Origin of the sequence: Ensifer sp. R-19 (assembly GCF_049905105.1) — a bacterium.
Taxonomy (GTDB): Bacteria; Pseudomonadota; Alphaproteobacteria; order Rhizobiales; family Rhizobiaceae; genus Ensifer.
Window position 1 is genome coordinate 2852501 of sequence record NZ_CP184569.1, and the last position, 17485, is coordinate 2869985.

At 62.8% G+C, this 17485-nt stretch carries 13 protein-coding genes (1 of these 13 only partly in view); 5 read left to right on the forward strand and 8 right to left on the reverse strand.

What is annotated here, in order from left to right:
* Nucleotides 1–1714 carry the 3' portion of a M23 family metallopeptidase gene (locus ACN9MO_RS13940; RefSeq protein ID WP_057254810.1) on the forward strand. It extends 248 nt beyond the left edge of the window, so only the last 1714 of its 1962 coding nucleotides appear in the window; the start codon falls outside the window, past its left edge; the stop codon is at nucleotides 1712–1714.
* 77 nt (nucleotides 1715–1791) lie between these two features.
* Here ACN9MO_RS13940 and clpB read toward each other — a convergent pair whose 3' ends face one another.
* Nucleotides 1792–4398 (reverse strand): ATP-dependent chaperone ClpB, encoded by a 2607-nt coding sequence (clpB, locus tag ACN9MO_RS13945; RefSeq protein ID WP_057254809.1) that lies wholly within the window; start codon nucleotides 4396–4398, stop codon nucleotides 1792–1794.
* Between the two features lie 270 nt (nucleotides 4399–4668).
* Nucleotides 4669–5691 carry a hypothetical protein gene (locus tag ACN9MO_RS13950; protein ID WP_057254808.1) on the reverse strand — a complete coding sequence of 341 codons (1023 nt, stop codon included), beginning with the start codon at nucleotides 5689–5691 and terminating at the stop codon, nucleotides 4669–4671.
* A 129-nt stretch (nucleotides 5692–5820) separates the two neighbouring features.
* Here ACN9MO_RS13950 and ACN9MO_RS13955 point away from each other — a divergent pair, with 129 nt between their 5' ends.
* Nucleotides 5821–6405: a TetR/AcrR family transcriptional regulator gene (locus tag ACN9MO_RS13955; protein ID WP_112997154.1), complete on the forward strand. Its 585-nt coding sequence runs from the start codon at nucleotides 5821–5823 to the stop codon at nucleotides 6403–6405.
* An 89-nt stretch (nucleotides 6406–6494) separates the two neighbouring features.
* Here ACN9MO_RS13955 and ACN9MO_RS13960 read toward each other — a convergent pair whose 3' ends face one another.
* The 5 genes from ACN9MO_RS13960 to ACN9MO_RS13980 all read right to left on the reverse strand — a co-directional run bounded on the left by ACN9MO_RS13960 (nucleotide 6495) and on the right by ACN9MO_RS13980 (nucleotide 13147).
* On the reverse strand, nucleotides 6495–7157 hold the full coding sequence (locus ACN9MO_RS13960) for a DUF4167 domain-containing protein (protein WP_112997155.1): 663 nt from the start codon (nucleotides 7155–7157) through the stop codon (nucleotides 6495–6497).
* Between the two features lie 333 nt (nucleotides 7158–7490).
* Nucleotides 7491–8360, reverse strand: coding sequence for a peptide chain release factor N(5)-glutamine methyltransferase (gene prmC, locus ACN9MO_RS13965; RefSeq protein ID WP_058323928.1), 870 nt, complete (start codon nucleotides 8358–8360; stop codon nucleotides 7491–7493).
* A gap of 3 nt (nucleotides 8361–8363) precedes the next feature.
* Nucleotides 8364–9446 (reverse strand): peptide chain release factor 1, encoded by a 1083-nt coding sequence (gene prfA, locus ACN9MO_RS13970; protein WP_057254804.1) that lies wholly within the window; start codon nucleotides 9444–9446, stop codon nucleotides 8364–8366.
* 71 nt (nucleotides 9447–9517) lie between these two features.
* Nucleotides 9518–11785 carry a phosphoenolpyruvate--protein phosphotransferase gene (gene ptsP, locus ACN9MO_RS13975; protein ID WP_057254803.1) on the reverse strand — a complete coding sequence of 756 codons (2268 nt, stop codon included), beginning with the start codon at nucleotides 11783–11785 and terminating at the stop codon, nucleotides 9518–9520.
* Nucleotides 11786–11872: 87 nt separating this feature from the next.
* Entirely contained in the window at nucleotides 11873–13147 is a 1275-nt protein-coding gene (locus tag ACN9MO_RS13980) for an aspartate kinase (protein WP_057254802.1), read from the reverse strand.
* A 644-nt stretch (nucleotides 13148–13791) separates the two neighbouring features.
* Between ACN9MO_RS13980 and ACN9MO_RS13985 the strand changes: the two genes are divergently transcribed.
* Entirely contained in the window at nucleotides 13792–15324 is a 1533-nt protein-coding gene (locus tag ACN9MO_RS13985) for an ABC-F family ATP-binding cassette domain-containing protein (protein WP_113133763.1), read from the forward strand.
* A gap of 70 nt (nucleotides 15325–15394) precedes the next feature.
* Here ACN9MO_RS13985 and ACN9MO_RS13990 read toward each other — a convergent pair whose 3' ends face one another.
* Nucleotides 15395–15922, reverse strand: coding sequence for a class I SAM-dependent methyltransferase (locus ACN9MO_RS13990; protein ID WP_112996731.1), 528 nt, complete (start codon nucleotides 15920–15922; stop codon nucleotides 15395–15397).
* A 141-nt stretch (nucleotides 15923–16063) separates the two neighbouring features.
* Between ACN9MO_RS13990 and ACN9MO_RS13995 the strand changes: the two genes are divergently transcribed.
* Together ACN9MO_RS13995 and ubiG are read left to right on the forward strand one after the other, a co-directional pair.
* On the forward strand, nucleotides 16064–16615 hold the full coding sequence (locus ACN9MO_RS13995) for a dihydrofolate reductase family protein (protein ID WP_112996730.1): 552 nt from the start codon (nucleotides 16064–16066) through the stop codon (nucleotides 16613–16615).
* 113 nt (nucleotides 16616–16728) lie between these two features.
* Nucleotides 16729–17475: a bifunctional 2-polyprenyl-6-hydroxyphenol methylase/3-demethylubiquinol 3-O-methyltransferase UbiG gene (gene ubiG / locus ACN9MO_RS14000; RefSeq protein ID WP_093236124.1), complete on the forward strand. Its 747-nt coding sequence runs from the start codon at nucleotides 16729–16731 to the stop codon at nucleotides 17473–17475.
* The last annotated feature ends 10 nt before the right edge of the window (nucleotides 17476–17485 follow it).

Sequence of the window (17485 nt, forward strand, 5' to 3'; positions counted from 1 at the left end):
ACGCGCGGTGCGCGGCGGTCGCATCCTTTCGCCCAAACTCGTCGCCAAGCCGGCCGACAAGACCGTCATGGAAGTTTCCACCATGACCCATGACGGCGAGAAGGAAGTGGTGCGCAAGCAGCCTTTCGTTCACGTCAAGATGGCGCTTGCCGCCAACCATCAGCCCTCGGAAAACTATCCGGACTTCGATCCGCTGGCGATCTTTTCCACGGACAAGGCGGACGAGGAATCCCCGGTCGCCCGCACCGGTACGCTCTATGGCTCGAACGTCGATTCCGAAGTGGCGCTGAAGACCGTCGATTTCCCGCTGAAAGGTGGCGTTGCCTTCGACAGCTCGATGTCGCTCGAAGAGGTCGAGGAAAATGTCCGCACCAACGGTTCGGTCCTGACCGAGGGCAGCACCCAGGTCGCGTCACTCTATTACGTCGATCCGCAGCGCTTCGCGTCGGAGAGCGACGGGCTTGACCTGCTTCAGGGCCTGACCGCCCGTATCGTCGAGCAGAACAAGAGCGATGCCGCCTACGAGACCATCGATGAAGAAAGCACCGAATACGCCGACGACATCATTCCGGTGCGGCGTCAGACCGACATCGCGACCGTCATGGTCAATGCCGGTTATGCCAAGGCGCAGGCCGACGACGCCGCCGGCTATATCGGCGACGCGCTCGGTGCGAACGAACTGAGCGAGGGCGATGTTCTGCGCATCGGCATCATTCAGAACGGCGAAGCGCAGAAGGGCGACGAGGCCCGCATCGTGCGCGCCACCATCTATTCGCGCAACCGCCATGTGCTGACGATGGCGGTCGACGACAAGGGCCGCTTCGTTCCGGGTGCGGAACCGCCGAAGCTCGACGCGGTCGCCACCGCCTTCGATGACAACGGCGCGCCGGTCATGACCAGCAGCCACGATCTGCCGCGCGTCTATGATGGCATCTACCGCGCCGCTCTTTCCTATGGCATGAGCGCCGACATGGTCAGCCTCGTCGTCAAGCTGCTCGCCAGCAACGTCGATTTCCAGGCGCAGCTGAAGCCGACGGACTCGCTTGAAGCCTTCTTCTCCGTGACCGACGAACGCGGCATGGCGACGGAAGAATCCGAGCTTCTCTATGTCCGCGCCAAATTCGGCGATGCGGTCACCGCCTTCTACCGGTTCCAGGATCCGGAAGACAATTCGATCGACTACTTCGATACCGAAGGCAAAAGCATCCGCCAGTTCCTGCTGCGCAACCCCGTGCCGAACGGCCATTTCCGCTCCGGCTTCGGCATGCGCCGCCACCCGATCCTCGGCTTCTCGCGCATGCATACCGGCGTCGACTGGGCCGCGCCGCGCGGAACACCGATCATTGCTGCCGGCAGCGGCGTCGTGGAAAAGGCCGGCTGGGATTCCGGCGGCTATGGCAACCAGACTCTGATCCGCCACGCCAACGGCTACGTGTCGTCGTACAACCACCAGAGCGCCATCGCCAAGAACGTCAAAGTCGGCAACAAGGTCGTCCAGGGCCAGGTGATCGGCTGGGTTGGCACAACGGGCCTTTCGACCGGTCCGCACCTGCATTACGAGTTGATCGTCAACGGCAACAAGGTCGATCCACTGCGCATCCGCCTTCCCGGCGGCAAGTCGCTTTCCGGCGACGCGCTGGCGAAGTTCGAGAAGGAGCGCGATCGCATCGACGAGTTGCTGAACAAGGATGGCGCCGAAGTCGCAAGCAACTAGGCACCCCTCCCCTCTTCCAAAGTCTGCACAAGCAAAAAAGGCCGCCCCGAAGGGCGGCCTCTGTGTTTGATGCCTTGTCAGGCGGCTTCCTTGTCCGCCGTCGCTCCGCGCTTGAAGTTGAGGCGGTCGGAGCCGGCAAGCACCTTGACGGACGAACCATCCGGGAACTCGCCCTGCAGGATCTTCTCGGCGAGCGGATCCTGCAGGTATTTCTGGATCGCCCGCTTCAGCGGACGTGCACCATAGGCCGGGTCGTATCCCTTGTCGGCAAGGAAGGCTCGAGCGTCATCCTCAAGCTCCAGCGTGATCTTGCGCTCGGTAAGCAGCTTGCGCAGCCTTTCGAGCTGGATATCGACGATCGCACCCATCTCCGAGCGACGCAGCCTGTGGAACAGGATGATCTCGTCGACGCGGTTGAGGAACTCCGGCCGGAAGGCCGACTTGACGACATCCATCACCTGGTCGCGAACGACATCGCTGTCTTCGTTTTCGCCAAGTCCGACCAGATACTCAGCCCCGAGGTTCGAGGTCATGATGATCATCGTGTTGCGGAAGTCGACGGTGCGGCCCTGACCATCGGTCAGGCGACCGTCATCGAGCACCTGCAGGAGCACGTTGAAGACATCCGGATGCGCCTTCTCGATCTCATCGAACAGTACGACCTGGTAGGGCCGGCGACGGACGGACTCTGTCAGAGCGCCACCTTCCTCGTAACCGACATAGCCGGGAGGTGCACCGATCAGCCGGGCCACGGAGTGTTTCTCCATGTATTCCGACATGTCGATGCGCATCAGCGCGGTCTCATCGTCGAACAGGAAGCGGGCAAGCGCCTTGGTGAGCTCCGTCTTGCCGACGCCGGTCGGGCCCAGGAAGATGAACGAGCCGATCGGCCGGTTCGGATCCTGAAGCCCGGCGCGCGAGCGCCGGACGGCGCGGGAGACCGCCTGCACGGCGTCACCCTGGCCAACGACCCATTTCGCCAGTTCGTCTTCCATCCGGAGCAACTTGTCGCGTTCGCCTTCCAGCATCTTGTCAACCGGAATCCCGGTCCAGCGCGAGACCACATGCGCGATGTTGTCCGGGGTCACGACCTCCTGCACCATCGGGTTGGCATTGGCGTTTTCCTGGCTTTCGGCATCGGAAAGCTCCTTTTCGAGCTTCGGAATGACACCATAGGTCAGTTCGCCGGCGCGCTGGAACTCGCCTTTGCGCTGGACGATCGCTAGTTCGTTGCGGGCTTCGTCGAGCTGCTTCTTGAGATCGGCAGCACGTCCGAGCTTCTGCTTCTCCGCCTGCCAGCGGGCCGTCAGGGCCGATGCCTGCTCTTCGAGCGAAGCAAGGTCGAACTCGAGCTTCTCCAGCCGATCCTTCGACGATGCATCGGTTTCCTTCTTCAGGGCCTCGCGCTCGATCTTCAGCTGGATGATGCGCCGGTCGAGCTCATCGAGCTCTTCAGGCTTGGAGTCCACCTGCATGCGCAGACGCGACGCCGCTTCGTCCATCAGATCGATCGCTTTGTCCGGCAGGAACCGGTCGGTGATGTAACGGTTGGAGAGCGTCGCGGCGGCAACTAGCGCCGAATCGGAGATCCGGACCTTGTGGTGCTGCTCGTACTTCTCCTTCAGGCCGCGCAGGATCGAGATCGTGTCCTCGACCGTCGGCTCCTCGACCATGACAGGCTGGAAGCGGCGGGCAAGCGCCGCGTCCTTCTCGACGTGCTTGCGATATTCATCAAGCGTGGTGGCGCCGACGCAATGCAGCTCGCCGCGTGCAAGCGCAGGCTTCAGGAGGTTGGAGGCATCCATTGCCCCTTCCGCCTTGCCGGCACCGACCAGCGTGTGCATCTCGTCGATGAACAGGATGATCTCGCCGTTTTCGGCCTGCACCTCGTTGAGAACGGCCTTCAGCCGCTCCTCGAACTCGCCGCGATATTTCGCACCAGCAATCAGCGCGCCCATGTCGAGCGCCATCAGCCGCTTGTCCTTGAGGCTTTCCGGCACGTCGCCATTGACGATACGCAGGGCAAGGCCCTCGGCGATCGCGGTCTTGCCGACGCCGGGCTCACCGATCAGCACGGGGTTGTTCTTGGTCCGGCGCGACAGCACCTGGATGGTGCGCCGGATCTCGTCGTCACGGCCGATCACCGGGTCAAGCTTGCCTTCACGCGCATCGGCCGTCAGGTCGCGCGCATATTTCTTGAGGCTGTCGAAGCCCTGCTCGGCATTGGCGCTATCGGCGGTGCGGCCCTTGCGGATGTCGTTGATCACCTGGTTGAGCTTGGTCGGGGTCACGCCGGCCTTGGCGAGAATGCCTGATGTCGCGGCCGAGCTCTCGATCGCCAACGCCAGCAGCAGCCGTTCGACAGTGACAAAGCTGTCGCCAGCTTTCTTCGCGGCCTCTTCGGCACTCGAAAAGACCCGGGCGAGCGGCTGCGACAGGTAAACGGAGCCATTGCCACCGGAAACTTTGGGAAGCTTGGCAAGTGCTGCATCATTGCCGGCGCGCGCCTCGCGGGCGTCGCCCCCGGCGCGCTCGATCAGCGAAGCGGCCATGCCTTGATCGTCGTCGAGCAGCACTTTCAGCACATGCTCGGGCGTGAACTGCTGATGTCCTTGCGCCAGCGCATAGGTCTGCGCCGACTGGAGAAAACCGCGCACGCGCTCGGAATATTTTTCAATGTTCATACTCTACCTCCATAACCCGGCAGGCCCATCGCGTGGCACCCGTCGGTGGTTCAGGATCAGGCTCCCGCATTCGGCAAGCCTGTCAGTGTGGAGCGATCACCGCCTTGCGCCGGATCAACGCATCCGAAGCGAATATGGGGCACCGATTTTGGAAATTAAAGAGCCGTCGCTGGTCTCCGGCCGGAAATCTGCAACCGAAAAATGCGACCGCCCGACGGATTGCAGCGCGGCCGCATTTATACTCAAGGAGGCGAGAAGCCGGTTGGTTCGCTAAGCCGCCATCAGCGACCGTTCGGCGAATGAAGCACCGAACTCTTTCATGCGCCGAACGTAGTAGGCGGGGTCGATCAAAACCTCCGGGAGGTAGAGGCCAGGGGCTGACGCTTCGCCACCTTCAAGGCCGAGCATACGTTCCACCGCCAGCGCGACACCAAGGGCGGTTAGCGGCGCCTGGCCTTCGGGGTGCACGATCTCATGGCGATGGTCGAGAGGCTGGCCATCCTTCCCCCGCCCCGCGATCTCGATGACGATCTCAGTCGAAAACAGCTCGCCGCGGCGCCGGCTCGCGGATTCGCTAAAGGCAAGGTCCAGCCGGATGTTGGCTGCATTGGTCCGAGCCGCAAGCGCCATGACATCGAAGGGCGAATAGGCGACCGCATCGAGTTCGACACCGTCGACGCTGACGTAGCGCGCCTTCGAATCCTCGCCGCCGGCCCAGTGGAGCCTGCCGGCCTTGACGGTCAAGGCCGCCGGCGCGAGGCCGGTGATGCGATTGTAATCGGCAAGTGCTGCCGGCCCGCCCATGTCCTGTTCGTCAAGCAGGACCCCGATGCGGATCATGTCGATTGCCTCATATGCCTTGGCGAATTCGAGGATCGGAAAGATGGCGGCCCCGGCAAGCCAGTGGCTGGCGAGCAGGATCGGCGCCTTCTCCGGCGCGTGGATATATTGCGCCATTTCCGGCCCCACTTCGAAGGTGCCGCTGGAAAGGCTGATATAGGGGACGCCATGGCGCTGGGCAAAGCGCATCGAGCTCAGCTTCTCGTCCTTCAGGAAAATGACGACGGCGCTGAAGCGCGGCTCATCGCCGACACCAAGATCGGCCCGCTCCAAGTCGATACTGACACCGATTGCCCCGCCCACTTCGCGCGCAACCGCTTCGGCCTTGCCGAGATCACGGCCACCGATGGCGATCGGCAGTGTAGGGTGGAGCCGGCGGATGATTTTCGCCGCCTGCGATCCGACAACCCCGGAACCGCCGATGATCAAAACAGGCTGAAACTTGCTCGACATCTTCCTATCTCCTAAACGAAAGGTGTCCGGCTGATTGCCGAACCTACCATTAGTAAGTTACTATTGGTAGATAGGTTGCCGAACGCCGCTTTCAAGAGCCACGAGCCGACGCGAAAAGGACTGCGATCGATGGCCCCGACCAAAAGCCGAAAGCTCGCCAAGCCCGAACGGCGTGCCCAGTTGATCGAGACCGCCAAGGAGATCCTGCGCGAGTGCGGCGCCGACGCCCTGACGCTCGGCCACCTCGCCGAACGCGCCGGCGTCAGCAAGCCGATCGCCTACGAGCATTTCGGCACGCGCGAGGGGCTTTTGATCGCGCTTTCCCAGGAAATCGAAGACCGCCACACAACCAAGCTGCAGGCGGCGCTTACGGGGGCACCGAAAGAGCTCGATGCGGTCGCCGACATCATCAGCTCGGTTTACATCGACTGTGCCGTCGACAGTGGTGAGGAATGGCAGGCCATCTCCGGAGCGCTACGCGGCAACGCGGACATGATCGCGACGCAGCAGCAACAGGCCGACGACTATGTCGCCGCGATCCAGGCGGCGCTCGGACCCTTCGCGAAAATCCCCGCCGACGATTTGCGCCTGCGCTGCACCGGTATCGCAGGAGCAGCCGAGGCGATCGGCCGCGAGCTGATCCGCGGCCGGACGAACGAGACGGCCGCCAGCGCCAATCTTGCCGCACTGATCGTCGACAGCGTCGACGTTTGATCGCCGATGACCAGACAAAGAAAAACCCGGCCGTGACAGGCCGGGTTTTTGTCGTGCCCTGAGAATGGGCAACTCTGATAGACCGCCGCTTATTCGGAAGCGGCGAGCGCCGGTGCTTCCGGAGCGGCATCGCCCGAAGCCTGGGCTTCGTCAGCGGCACCTTCCTGTGCGCTGCGGCGCGGACGGCGTGGACGCGGCGTGTTGCGGCGGCGGGATGCGGCGCGGCCGGAGGCAGCCGGGGCTTCCTCTTCCATCGCGACTTCCGCCGGTGTGCCTTCGATCACCGGCTGCGGGCCCGTGCCGTCGATGACGACAGGCTGCGGCTCGGGAGCAGGTGCCTGAACTGCGGCAACCGGGGTCGGCATGTCGTCGCTGTAGCCCTGATCCAGATCGTCCTGGTCCTGATCGGACCCGTCGTGGCCGCGGAAATCCTGACGGTCGTCACGCTGGAACCGGTCCTGCATCTGCGCCTGTGCGGCAGCAATGATGCGGTTGTAGTGTTCGGCGTGCTGAAGGTAGTTTTCTGCGATGACGCGGTCGCCGGAGCTCTGTGCATCGCGCGCAAGCGCTGAGTACTTCTCGGCGATGTGCTGAGCAGTACCGCGAATCTTCACATCCGGGCCGGAGCTGTCATAGGTCCGCGTCAGCGGGTTCGAGCCCTTGCGGTTGTGGTTGTTGTTATTTCCATTGTTATTGTTGTTGCTATTGTTATTCCGCCCGCGGCCGCGCTTGTTTTGCTGTCCTGGCCTCATAGTACATTCACCCGAATTCTCTTGATAATGATGATCATGTGGTTTCGTCTTCCGGCCGGATCCGTTCACGCCCGACAGAACACGCGCCGTTGCGCTCGCACAATGGCGGCTTCGGCGCCGACTGGCGTCAAATTAACAGGTACCCGCACAAGGCACTTGTTGAACCCTAGCAACTCTTTCTTGAGAGCAATCCCCGTGGCCAGGTCATACCGGAACGAATCTTAGGTCCATGACCTTCTGCCCAGTGCGCGGGCAAACTAGCCCGCTTCCTCTGGGATTCCAAGCCCTTTCTTTGCCTGTGCAAGAAAGAAGATGCGTCAGTGCAGCATTTTTTCAACGGTTTGTGTCGCGTTCGAAGATCAGGACGCGGTCATTACCGCCGAGATCCTTCGCCTCTTCACGCAGACGGAAATTTTCGGCGCTAAACAACGCCGTCACCGCCTCTTTCTGGTCGAAACCGATTTCCAAGCCTATCACGCCGTTTGTCTCAAGATGATGACCAGCCTGAGAAGCGATGGCGCGATAGGCATCAAGCCCGTCTTCTCCGCCATCAAGCGCTGCGGCCGGGTCGTGAAGTCTCACCTCCGGCTCAAGCTCATGGACGACACTGGACCGGATATACGGCGGATTTGAGACGATCACATCGTAGCGACCATCCACCTTTTCGTACCAGTTGCTGAGAAGCGGCCGGAACCGATCCGCAAGACCGAGCGCAGCTGCATTCGCCGTCGCCGTTGCCAGTGCGTCCTTGGATATATCGGTAGCCGTGCCCCTTGCTTCAAGAACTTGCGACAGCAGCGCGATACAAATCGCCCCAGTACCGGTGCCGAGATCGATAAGCGCGCAACCGCCCTTTCGCGCTACCACCGCACGCAGATAAGGGATCATCCGATCGACGAGCGTCTCGGTGTCCGGGCGAGGCTCCAGCGTTTCCTTCGAAAGTTTCAGCGGCAGGCCGAAAAATTCGCGTTCACCAAGAATACGGTAGACCGGTTCGCGTGCCAGTCGCCGCGCCACCGCCACCCGGATCCGGGTAGCGTCCTCATCCGAAATCGGGTCCCTGCCCCGAGACACGACCGCGCTCAGCGACATGTCGAGCAGGCCGGAGATCAGATGCCGCACATCGAGCGCCGCATTCTCTATGCCGCCCGCTTGCAGGCGGTCGCGGCTTTCGGCAACGAGGCTCGCGAGCGTTTCCGCCATGGCTCAGCCCCGCTGTTCGCCAAGCAGCGCCAGCTGGCTCGCCTGGTAGTCGGCAAGCAGCGCATCGACGACCTCGTCGATCTCGCCCATCATCATCCGATCGAGCTTGTAGAGCGTCAGGTTGATGCGGTGATCGGTGAGGCGGCCCTGCGGGAAATTATAGGTGCGAATGCGCTCGGAGCGGTCGCCCGAGCCCACTTGGCTCTTGCGGTCGGCCGAGCGTTCGCTGTCGGCGCGCTGGCGCTCCATATCGTAGAGGCGCGAGCGCAGGACCTGCATCGCCTTTGCCCGGTTCTGGTGCTGCGACTTTTCCGAACTGGTGACGACGAGACCGGTCGGAAGGTGGGTGATGCGCACGGCCGAGTCCGTCGTGTTGACGTGCTGACCGCCGGCACCCGACGAACGCATGGTGTCGATGCGGATATCCTCGGGCCGGATCTCGATGTCGATGTCTTCGGCCTCAGGCAGCACGGCGACGGTTGCCGCCGATGTATGAATACGGCCGCTCGCCTCGGTTTCCGGTACACGCTGCACCCGGTGCACGCCGGATTCGAATTTCAGCCGCGAGAACACCCCGCGCCCGGAAACTGTTGCGATGATTTCCTTGAACCCGCCGGCCTCGCCGTCGCTCGCCGAAAGCACCTCGACGCGCCAGCCCTTGCCGGCCGCGTAGCGCTCGTACATGCGGAAGAGATCGCCGGCAAAAAGCGCCGCTTCCGATCCGCCGGTACCGGCGCGAATTTCGAGGATCGCACTCTTCTCGTCGGCCGCATCCTTCGGCAGAAGCAGGATCTGGATTTCCTGCTCCAGTGCCTCGATCGTCGCTTCGACCTCGGGCTTTTCCATTTCGGCGAGATCGCGCATCTCCCGATCGGTCGATTTGTCCGCGAGCATGGCAGTGATGTCGGCAAGCTCGGTCATCGCCTTCTCGTAGGCGCGGATCTTCGTCACGACCGGCTGCAGTTCGGAATATTCCGAGGCGAGCTTGACATAAACGTCCGCGGCCGGGCCGGCCGACATGCGGGCCTCGATCTCACCGAACCGCCGTTCCAGTTCGCGCATCTTTTCAACGGGAAGCTTTGCCAAGTCTCACTCCAAATGCATCTCCCCTCGCCCGGATCATGGTCCGGACGAGGGTCGCGACGCGTCAATTCAATCTAAACCGGAATGCCGTTTTCCGCGGCGAAATCCACCAGCATCTGGCGAACGGACGTCTGGTCGCGTGTGTCGTCCAGCGCCGCATTGAGCGCGGCACCAAGCTTGCCCGCGTCGAGCGCCAGCAGCATCGCCTTGATCGGCCCTACGGCCGTCGGCGACATCGAAACCGAACGGAAACCTAAGCCCAGCAACGCCATGGCCGAGAGCGGCTTGCTCGCCATCTCGCCGCAGAGCGTCACCGGGGTTTCGTGCCGGTCGCCGGCGCGCACGATGTCGCGCAGGATCCTGAGGAACGGCCGCCCGAGCACATCGAAACGATCGGATACGCGGGCATTACCCCGATCGACCGCCATCGCGAACTGGAAGAGATCATTCGAGCCGACCGAGACGAAGTCCACTTCCATCATCAGTTCGTCGAGCTGCCACAAGAGCGCCGGCACCTCCAGCATGGCGCCGAACTGCAGCTTGCGCGGCAACTGTTCGCCAAGTTTCGACTGCCGCTCGATTTCCTTCTGCAGCAGGTCGCGTGCAATCCTGAGTTCGGAAACTTCGGTGACCATCGGCAGCATCAGCTTGAGCTCGGCACCGGCCGCCGCGCGCAGCATCGCGCGAAGCTGGGTCCGCAGCAGACCCGGGCGATCGAGCGAAAGCCGGATTGCACGCCAGCCAAGTGCCGGATTTTCCTCTTCCGCTGCGCGGAAATAGGGGACGACCTTGTCGCCGCCGATGTCGAGGGTGCGGAAGGTCACGGGCTTGCCGCCCGTCTGCTTCAGCACACTGCGGTAAAACGCTTCCTGTTCTTCCGCCTTCGGCATGGTCGAGGCGATCATGAACTGAAGTTCGGTGCGGAACAGGCCGATGCCTTCTGCCCCCGCCTCGTTCAGATGCGGCAGGTCCACGAGCAGGCCTGCATTCATTTGCAGCGTGATGCGCTTGCCGTCTCTGGTCAGCGGCTCGACGTCCTTCAGCGCCCGGAACTGCGCCTGGCGCCGTGCCCGGAAGCGAACCTTTTCCTCGTAGGCGCGCTGCAGGTCGGCGAGCGGCCGCAAGTGCACCTTGGCATCGTCGCCGTCGATGATGATCGCATCGCGGTTTTCCGCAAGCGCCACCGCGCCCGTCGCCTGGCCAATGACCGGAATGCCCATGGCACGGGCGACGATCACCACGTGGCTGGTGACGGCGCCCTCTTCGAGCACCAGACCGCGCACGTTTTCGCGCGGATAGTCGAGCAGTTCGGCAGCGCCCATGGCACGCGCGACGATCACCGCATCGGTCGGGAAGTCGCTGGCCGAAAGCTTGGCGCCATAGCCGGAAAGCTGGCGCAGCAGGCGGTTGGCCAGATCGTCGAAATCATGCATGCGCTCGCGCAAGTACGGGTCCGTCAGCCGGATCATCCGCGCCTTGGTTTCGCTCTGGACGCGCTCGACTGCCGCCTCCGCCGTCAGGCCGTTGCGGATCGCCTCTTCGAGCTTGCGCACCCAGCCGCGATCATGGGCGAACATGCGGTAGGTTTCGAGCACCGCCCGGTGCTCGCCCTCCATCGACACCTCGCGGCGCGACAGCATGTCGTCGATCGAGATGCGCAGCGACCCCAGCGCTTCGGCAAGTCGCTGCAATTCCTGGTCGGTGTCCTCGTTGAGGAGGTTGGTGACGACGATCCTCGGTTCGTGCAGGACGACATAGCCAAGGCCGATGCCTTCGCCATAGCTGTTGCCCTCGATCGAGACGGGACGCGAGAGGTCGAGCTCGAGGCCCGGCTTGGTGATCTTCTTGAGTTCACCGGTCGCCACCATCTCGGCGAGAACCATGGCGGTCGTCTCGAGCGCCTCGACCTCGTCCTCGCGATAGTTGCGCATCGCCTTGTTCTGGACGACGAGAACGCCAAGTGCGCGGCCCGTGCGCAGGATCGGCACGCCGAGGAAGGAATGGTAGATCTCTTCACCGGTTTCCGGCAGGTAGGTAAAGGCCGGATGCGACTGTGCGTCGGAAAGATTGAGAGGCCGCGCCGAGGCGGCGATGGTGCCGACGAGGCCCTGCCCCATCTTCAATTGCGCCAGGTGGACGGCCGCCTTGTTCAGACCTTCCGTCGCGTAGAGTTCGAGCACGCCGTCGGAACGTAGCACATAGACCGAACACACTTCCGCAACCATGTTCTGCGCGATCTGGCGCACGATACGGTCAAGGCGCTCCTGCGGCTCCAGCGGTTCCGCCATCAACTCGCGCAACCGCTTGAGGAGAACGCGCGGACCTGCGGAAAGGTCTCTCATCGCGTGGGGTCTCCCGAAATAGAGGTGACGGCGGCAAGGGGATACGCGGGCAAAACCGCCGCGAATCCCAAATCGGTCGTCTGTCGATTAACTCTTATCGAGACCGTAAGCGGAATGCAAAGTGCGAACCGCCAATTCCGCATAGGGACCGTCGATCAGGATCGAAATCTTGATCTCGGAAGTGGTGATCGCCTTGATGTTGATGCCCTTGTCGGCAAGCGCGCGGAATGCGGACGCGGCGACGCCGGCATGGCTGCGCATGCCGATGCCGATGACCGATACCTTGACGAGGCCGGCCTCGGACTGGACGACGTCGTAGCCGATCTTTTCCTTGTTGTCGCCGAGCACCTTCAGTGCCTTGTCGACATCGCCCGACGGAACCGTGAAGGTCATGTCGGTCTTCGAACCGTCCTCGGAGATGTTCTGAACGATCATGTCGACGTTGATATGGGCTTCAGCAAGCGGGCCGAAGATCGCAGCGGAGACGCCCGGCCGGTCGGCGAGACGGCGCAGCGAAATCTGGGCTTCATCCTTGGCATAGGCAATGCCGGTTACGACTTCCTGTTCCACGATCTCATCCTCATCACAAATCAGCGTACCGGGCGGATTGAGAAGGTCACCCATGCCCGGCGCATCGGGATCTTCGAAAGACGACCGCACGAAGGTGCGGACCTTGTGCACCATGGCAAGCTCGACCGAGCGCACCTGCAGCACCTTGGCGCCGAGCGATGCCATTTCCAGCATTTCCTCGAACGCGATTTTCTTCAGCCGCCGCGCCTTCGGCTCGATGCGCGGGTCGGTCGTATAGACGCCATCGACGTCGGTATAGATGTCGCAACGGTCGGCCTTGACGGCAGCGGCGATAGCAACGGCCGAGGTGTCGGAACCGCCGCGGCCGAGTGTGGCGAGGCGATTATCGGGACCGAGACCCTGGAAGCCGGCAACGACAGCTACCTGGCCCTCGCCCATGCGGCGAATGATCTCGGCGCCGTCGATATCGAGGATGCGGGCAGCGCCATGGGCGTTGTCGGTGCGGATCGGGATCTGCCAACCCTGCCAGGAGCGGGCGTTGATGCCCATCGACTGCAGCGCGATCGAAAGCAGACCGGACGTCACCTGTTCGCCGGAAGCAACGATCGCATCGTATTCGCGCGCGTCGTAGAACGGCGAGTTGGCGCCGGTTGCCTTCGGCATGTTCTGCACCCAGCCGACCAGCTCATTGGTCTTGCCGGACATGGCGGAAACGACGACGGCGACTTCGTGGCCGGCATCGACCTCGCGTTTCACATGGCGGGCGACATTGTGGATGCGGTCCAAATCAGCGACGGAGGTTCCGCCGAATTTCATCACGATGCGTGCCATGTGCCTCTACCGGTACCCAATTTAGCGCGCGCAGGCGCGCGTGACAGGAAAGCCCCCGCTTAGCACCCGACGGTCAAAAAGCTTGGGAGACTTCTCGGACATCGGCAGTCACCGCTTCGGGGAGCGGAAAGTCGCGGCGTCTCTTAGCGGATCAGGGGGCGGCACGCAATGGCAAGCGGACACAGATTCGGACCGCGCCGTGCACCACGACCGGTGCATTTCGCAACAATATTGCCCAGGACAGGAATTCACGGAAACATCCGTACCGATAGACCCCGCAATGCCACGTTGAAAATTACCGGCTTCGATGCTAAAGGTGGCTCGCAACTTGAATTCGAGAAAGGGGGGCTGCACGTGATGACATTTTTCCGGCACCACCGCCAGCGTGGCCCCGTCCAAGCCCTGCAGATGCGTTTGCAGGGCTGACCAGACATCCTTTCGCGAAAATCGCGATCCTATCCCTGGTCTGCCCAGAGTGATGCAGTGCGGAACCATTTCGGTTTAAGCGCCTGCATCGTCTTCCAATACCGAGCCGACGGCCCGTTGACAGCATGCGTGCTGTTCCGGGTGCAATCATCCGGAAACCCGGCCCGAAGTGCCGCCACGGATGTCTCGTCGTCGCTCGCGCAGTCCAGAGAACGACCATGGCCTTGATCAATATCCGCAACCTCGGTGTCAGCCTGAGCGCACCGCTTTTTTCCAACCTCAACCTCTCCGTCGCCGCCGGTGACCGTATCGGCATCGTCGCCGCGAATGGCCGCGGAAAGACGACCCTGTTGAAATCGATCGCAGGCAGCTTCGATCCGACCGCCGGGGAAATCACGCGCTCACGCGGCCTGACCATCGGCCATGTCGAGCAGAACGTTGCGGCCGCATTGCTGCCCCTCTCCTTCCACGACGCCGTCCTTTCGGCCCTTCCGGCCGACCAGGCGGAAAACGAGAGCTGGCGCGTCGACATCGTGCTCGATTCGCTCGACGTGCCGGAAGTGCTGCGCCAGCATGCGGTCTCGGAACTGAGCGGCGGCTGGCAGCGGCTCATGCTTCTCGCCCGCGTCTGGGTCAGCGATCCGGACGCCCTGCTCCTGGACGAGCCTACCAACCACCTCGATCTCGCCAAGATCGCCCGGCTCGAAGCCTGGCTGAACGCCCTGCCGCGCGACGTGCCGGTGCTCGTCGCCAGCCACGACCGCGCCTTCCTGGACGCCACCACCAACCGGACGCTGTTCCTCAGACCCGAGCAATCGCCAATCTTCGCGCTCCCCTATTCGCGGGCGCGCGCTACCCTCGATGAAGTGGACGCCTCCGAGGAGCGGCGCTATCAGCGTGACATGAAGGTGGCGCAACAGCTTCGCCGCCAGGCCGCCAAGCTCAACAACATCGGCATCAATTCCGGCAGCGATTTGCTGACCGTGAAGACGAAACAGTTGAAGCAGCGAGCCGAACGGCTGGAGGACGCGGCGAAACCGGCGCATCAGGAGCGCTCCGCCGGCGCGATCCGGCTCGCCAACCGCGGCACCCACGCCAAGATCCTGGTGACACTGGACGACGTCCCGGTCGAAACGCCGGACGGCACGGCGCTCTTCCGCACCGGCAAGCGCTGGATCTGCCAGGGCGATCGCATCGTGCTCTTGGGCGAAAACGGCGCCGGCAAGACGCGGCTCGTCAACCTGATCCGTGCCGCGATCGAGGAGTCCGGCCGCGCGCCGGAAGCGCTGAAGGCGACGCCTTCGCTGGTGCTGGGCTACAGCGACCAGGCGCTTGCCGGGCTTTCGGACGACGAGACGCCGCTTGCCGCCCTCTCCCGCCGCTTTTCGCTCGGCGATCAGCGGGCGCGCACCTTCCTTGTCGGTACCGGTGTCGGCATCGACATGCAGGAGAAGGCAATCGGCCGACTCTCCGGCGGCCAGAAGGCGCGCCTCGCCATGCTGGTACTGCGACTGAAGGAGCCGAATTTCTACCTGCTCGACGAGCCGACCAACCATCTGGACATCGAGGGCCAGGAGGCACTCGAGGCGGAGTTGCTGAAACACGAGACGAGCTGCCTTCTGGTCTCCCACGACCGCAGCTTCGTGCGCAATGTCGGCAACCGCTTCTGGTTGATCGAAAAGCGCCGGCTCGTCGAAGTCGAGGACCCGGAAGACTTCTTCGCCTCGGCTGCGGCGAGCGAACTCGGCTAGCGATCGCGCAAGCGAACCCGATGGCACCCGTGACGCCCGCGATGAGCGGGCGTCACCTTCTGCATCGTAGCTAGGAAGGCGGCCGGGCGATCACGCAGGCGACCTCGCCGCCGTCGAAGACGTGCGTCGACCGAGCCTCGACGTTCCACCGATGGCGAAGAACTGCCGCTTCGATCCGCGCGCCAACCTCTTCCGCACCCGTGGACGGCTCGTCGTGAAAGAGAAAGAGGCGCCCTTCCGGCTTCAACAGCCGTACCAGCGCAGCAAACTCACGCGTGGGATCGCCCCGCGTAAAGACGCCGACGCGGATCGCAAACACCTTGTCGAAGCGGCGATGATCCAGATCGAGTGAGCGAAGGTCCGCGACCTGCACGATGGCCCGCCCGGCAGCAAGGTGTGCAGCATTTCGGCGCATTGCCGCCGCGACCATGGTGGCCGATCGATCGATGGCTACAATCCCCCCGTCGACAAGCCGCTCGCAAACCTTGGTCACTGCAACGCCGTGACCGCAGCCGATTTCGAGCAGCTGATCAGAAGGCTTCGGCGCAACGCCAGCGACTGCCCAGTCGATCCTGCCAAGCGCCATGAATTCCCCCATCCGCCGTTGATCCTAAGAATGCTAGCACGGCGAAGAGCCATGCCGCGAGTCAATCTGGTGCGAAAGATAAACCACTTGCAAAACCATATCAGTTTTGCCAATCTTCTCCATGCCAGGACATGCAGCAACGGGAGAGAGACAATGCGCAGGGTCATCATGTGGGACATGGTCAGCGTCGACGGCTTCTTCGAAGCACCGGGGCATGACATCGGTTGGTTCGTCTTCGAGGACGAACTCGCCGCCTATATCGGCGAAACGCAACTCGAAGCGGACACTTTGCTCTTCGGCCGCGTGACCTATGAAATGATGGCGGCCTATTGGCCGTCCGCCGAAGGTAACATCGCCACCTTCATGAACGGCGTCGAGAAGTTCGTCTTCTCGCGCACGCTGACATCCGCCGATTGGCACAGGACGACAGTCGTGACCGGCGACGCCGCCAAGGCAGTCGAACGGCTGAAGCAACGCGATGGCGGCACGATCTTCGTTTTCGGCAGTGCGGACTTCGCAGCAGGGCTGATCGCGAAGGGCCTCGTCGATGAGTATCGTCTCGGCATCAATCCGGTGCTTCTGGGCATCGGCGTGCCCCTGTTCAAGCCGGGGTTGAAGCGAACGGAACTCAAATTGACCCACGCTCGCCCACTGAAATCGGGCGTGGTCATCCTGCACTACCAGCCGCAGGCGGATGCGCAATAGAGCAGGTAGAACAACGCGCCCGCCTGACCTGCGCCCATCTGGCCCATCACCGGCTCTTGACTTCCCTGCCCGATCGTCCGACTTCACCAGAGACGATGCAAGGAGACGGCGACATGAGCGAGACCGCACGCACGACGATCGACCAGAGCGAGGTAGACCGGTTCTCCGCCATGGCTGCGGAGTGGTGGGACCCGACCGGCAAGTTCCGGCCGCTGCACAAGTTCAATCCCGTTCGCCTTGCCTACATTCGCGACAAGGTGGCCGAACATTTCGGTCGCGATCCCAAGGGCCCGCAACCGCTGAAAGGTCTGCGGCTGCTCGATATCGGCTGCGGCGGCGGCCTCCTGTCCGAGCCGATGGCGCGCATGGGTGCAGACGTCCTCGGCGCCGACGCCTCGGAGAAAAACATCGGCATCGCCAAGACGCATGCGGCCGGAAGCGGCGTGGCGGTCGACTATCGCGCTGTGACCGCGGAAGCGCTCGCCGAAGCCGGCGAGAGTTTTGACATCGTGCTCAATATGGAAGTGGTCGAGCACGTCGCCGACGTCGATTTCTTCATGACCACCTGTGCCCATATGGTTCGACCTGGCGGTCTGATGTTCGTCGCCACGATCAACCGCACCATGAAGGCAGCAGCCCTTGCCATCTTCGCCGCCGAAAACGTGCTGCGTTGGCTGCCGCGCGGCACCCACCAGTATGAAAAGCTGGTGCGCCCGGAAGAACTGGAAAAGCCGCTCTCAGCGAGCGGTCTCGAAGTCACTGAACGCACCGGCGTCTTCTTCAATCCGCTCGCCAATCAGTGGAACCTGTCCAAGGATATGGACGTCAACTACATGCTCGTCGCCAAGCGTCCGCTGTAACGCCGCTGGC

Excerpts from the sequence above, each read along its gene's own strand:
- clpB (WP_057254809.1), bottom strand. The coding sequence starts at position 4,398 with ATGAACATTGAAAAATATTCCGAGCGCGTGCGCGGTTTTCTCCAGTCG.
- ACN9MO_RS13950 (WP_057254808.1), bottom strand. The coding sequence starts at position 5,691 with ATGTCGAGCAAGTTTCAGCCTGTTTTGATCATCGGCGGTTCCGGGGTT.
- ACN9MO_RS13955 (WP_112997154.1), top strand. The coding sequence starts at position 5,821 with ATGGCCCCGACCAAAAGCCGAAAGCTCGCCAAGCCCGAACGGCGTGCC.
- ACN9MO_RS13960 (WP_112997155.1), bottom strand. The coding sequence starts at position 7,157 with ATGAGGCCAGGACAGCAAAACAAGCGCGGCCGCGGGCGGAATAACAAT.
- prmC (WP_058323928.1), bottom strand. The coding sequence starts at position 8,360 with ATGGCGGAAACGCTCGCGAGCCTCGTTGCCGAAAGCCGCGACCGCCTG.
- ptsP (WP_057254803.1), bottom strand. The coding sequence starts at position 11,785 with ATGAGAGACCTTTCCGCAGGTCCGCGCGTTCTCCTCAAGCGGTTGCGC.
- ACN9MO_RS13980 (WP_057254802.1), bottom strand. The coding sequence starts at position 13,147 with ATGGCACGCATCGTGATGAAATTCGGCGGAACCTCCGTCGCTGATTTG.
- ACN9MO_RS13985 (WP_113133763.1), top strand. The coding sequence starts at position 13,792 with ATGGCCTTGATCAATATCCGCAACCTCGGTGTCAGCCTGAGCGCACCG.
- ACN9MO_RS13990 (WP_112996731.1), bottom strand. The coding sequence starts at position 15,922 with ATGGGGGAATTCATGGCGCTTGGCAGGATCGACTGGGCAGTCGCTGGC.
- ACN9MO_RS13995 (WP_112996730.1), top strand. The coding sequence starts at position 16,064 with ATGCGCAGGGTCATCATGTGGGACATGGTCAGCGTCGACGGCTTCTTC.
- ubiG (WP_093236124.1), top strand. The coding sequence starts at position 16,729 with ATGAGCGAGACCGCACGCACGACGATCGACCAGAGCGAGGTAGACCGG.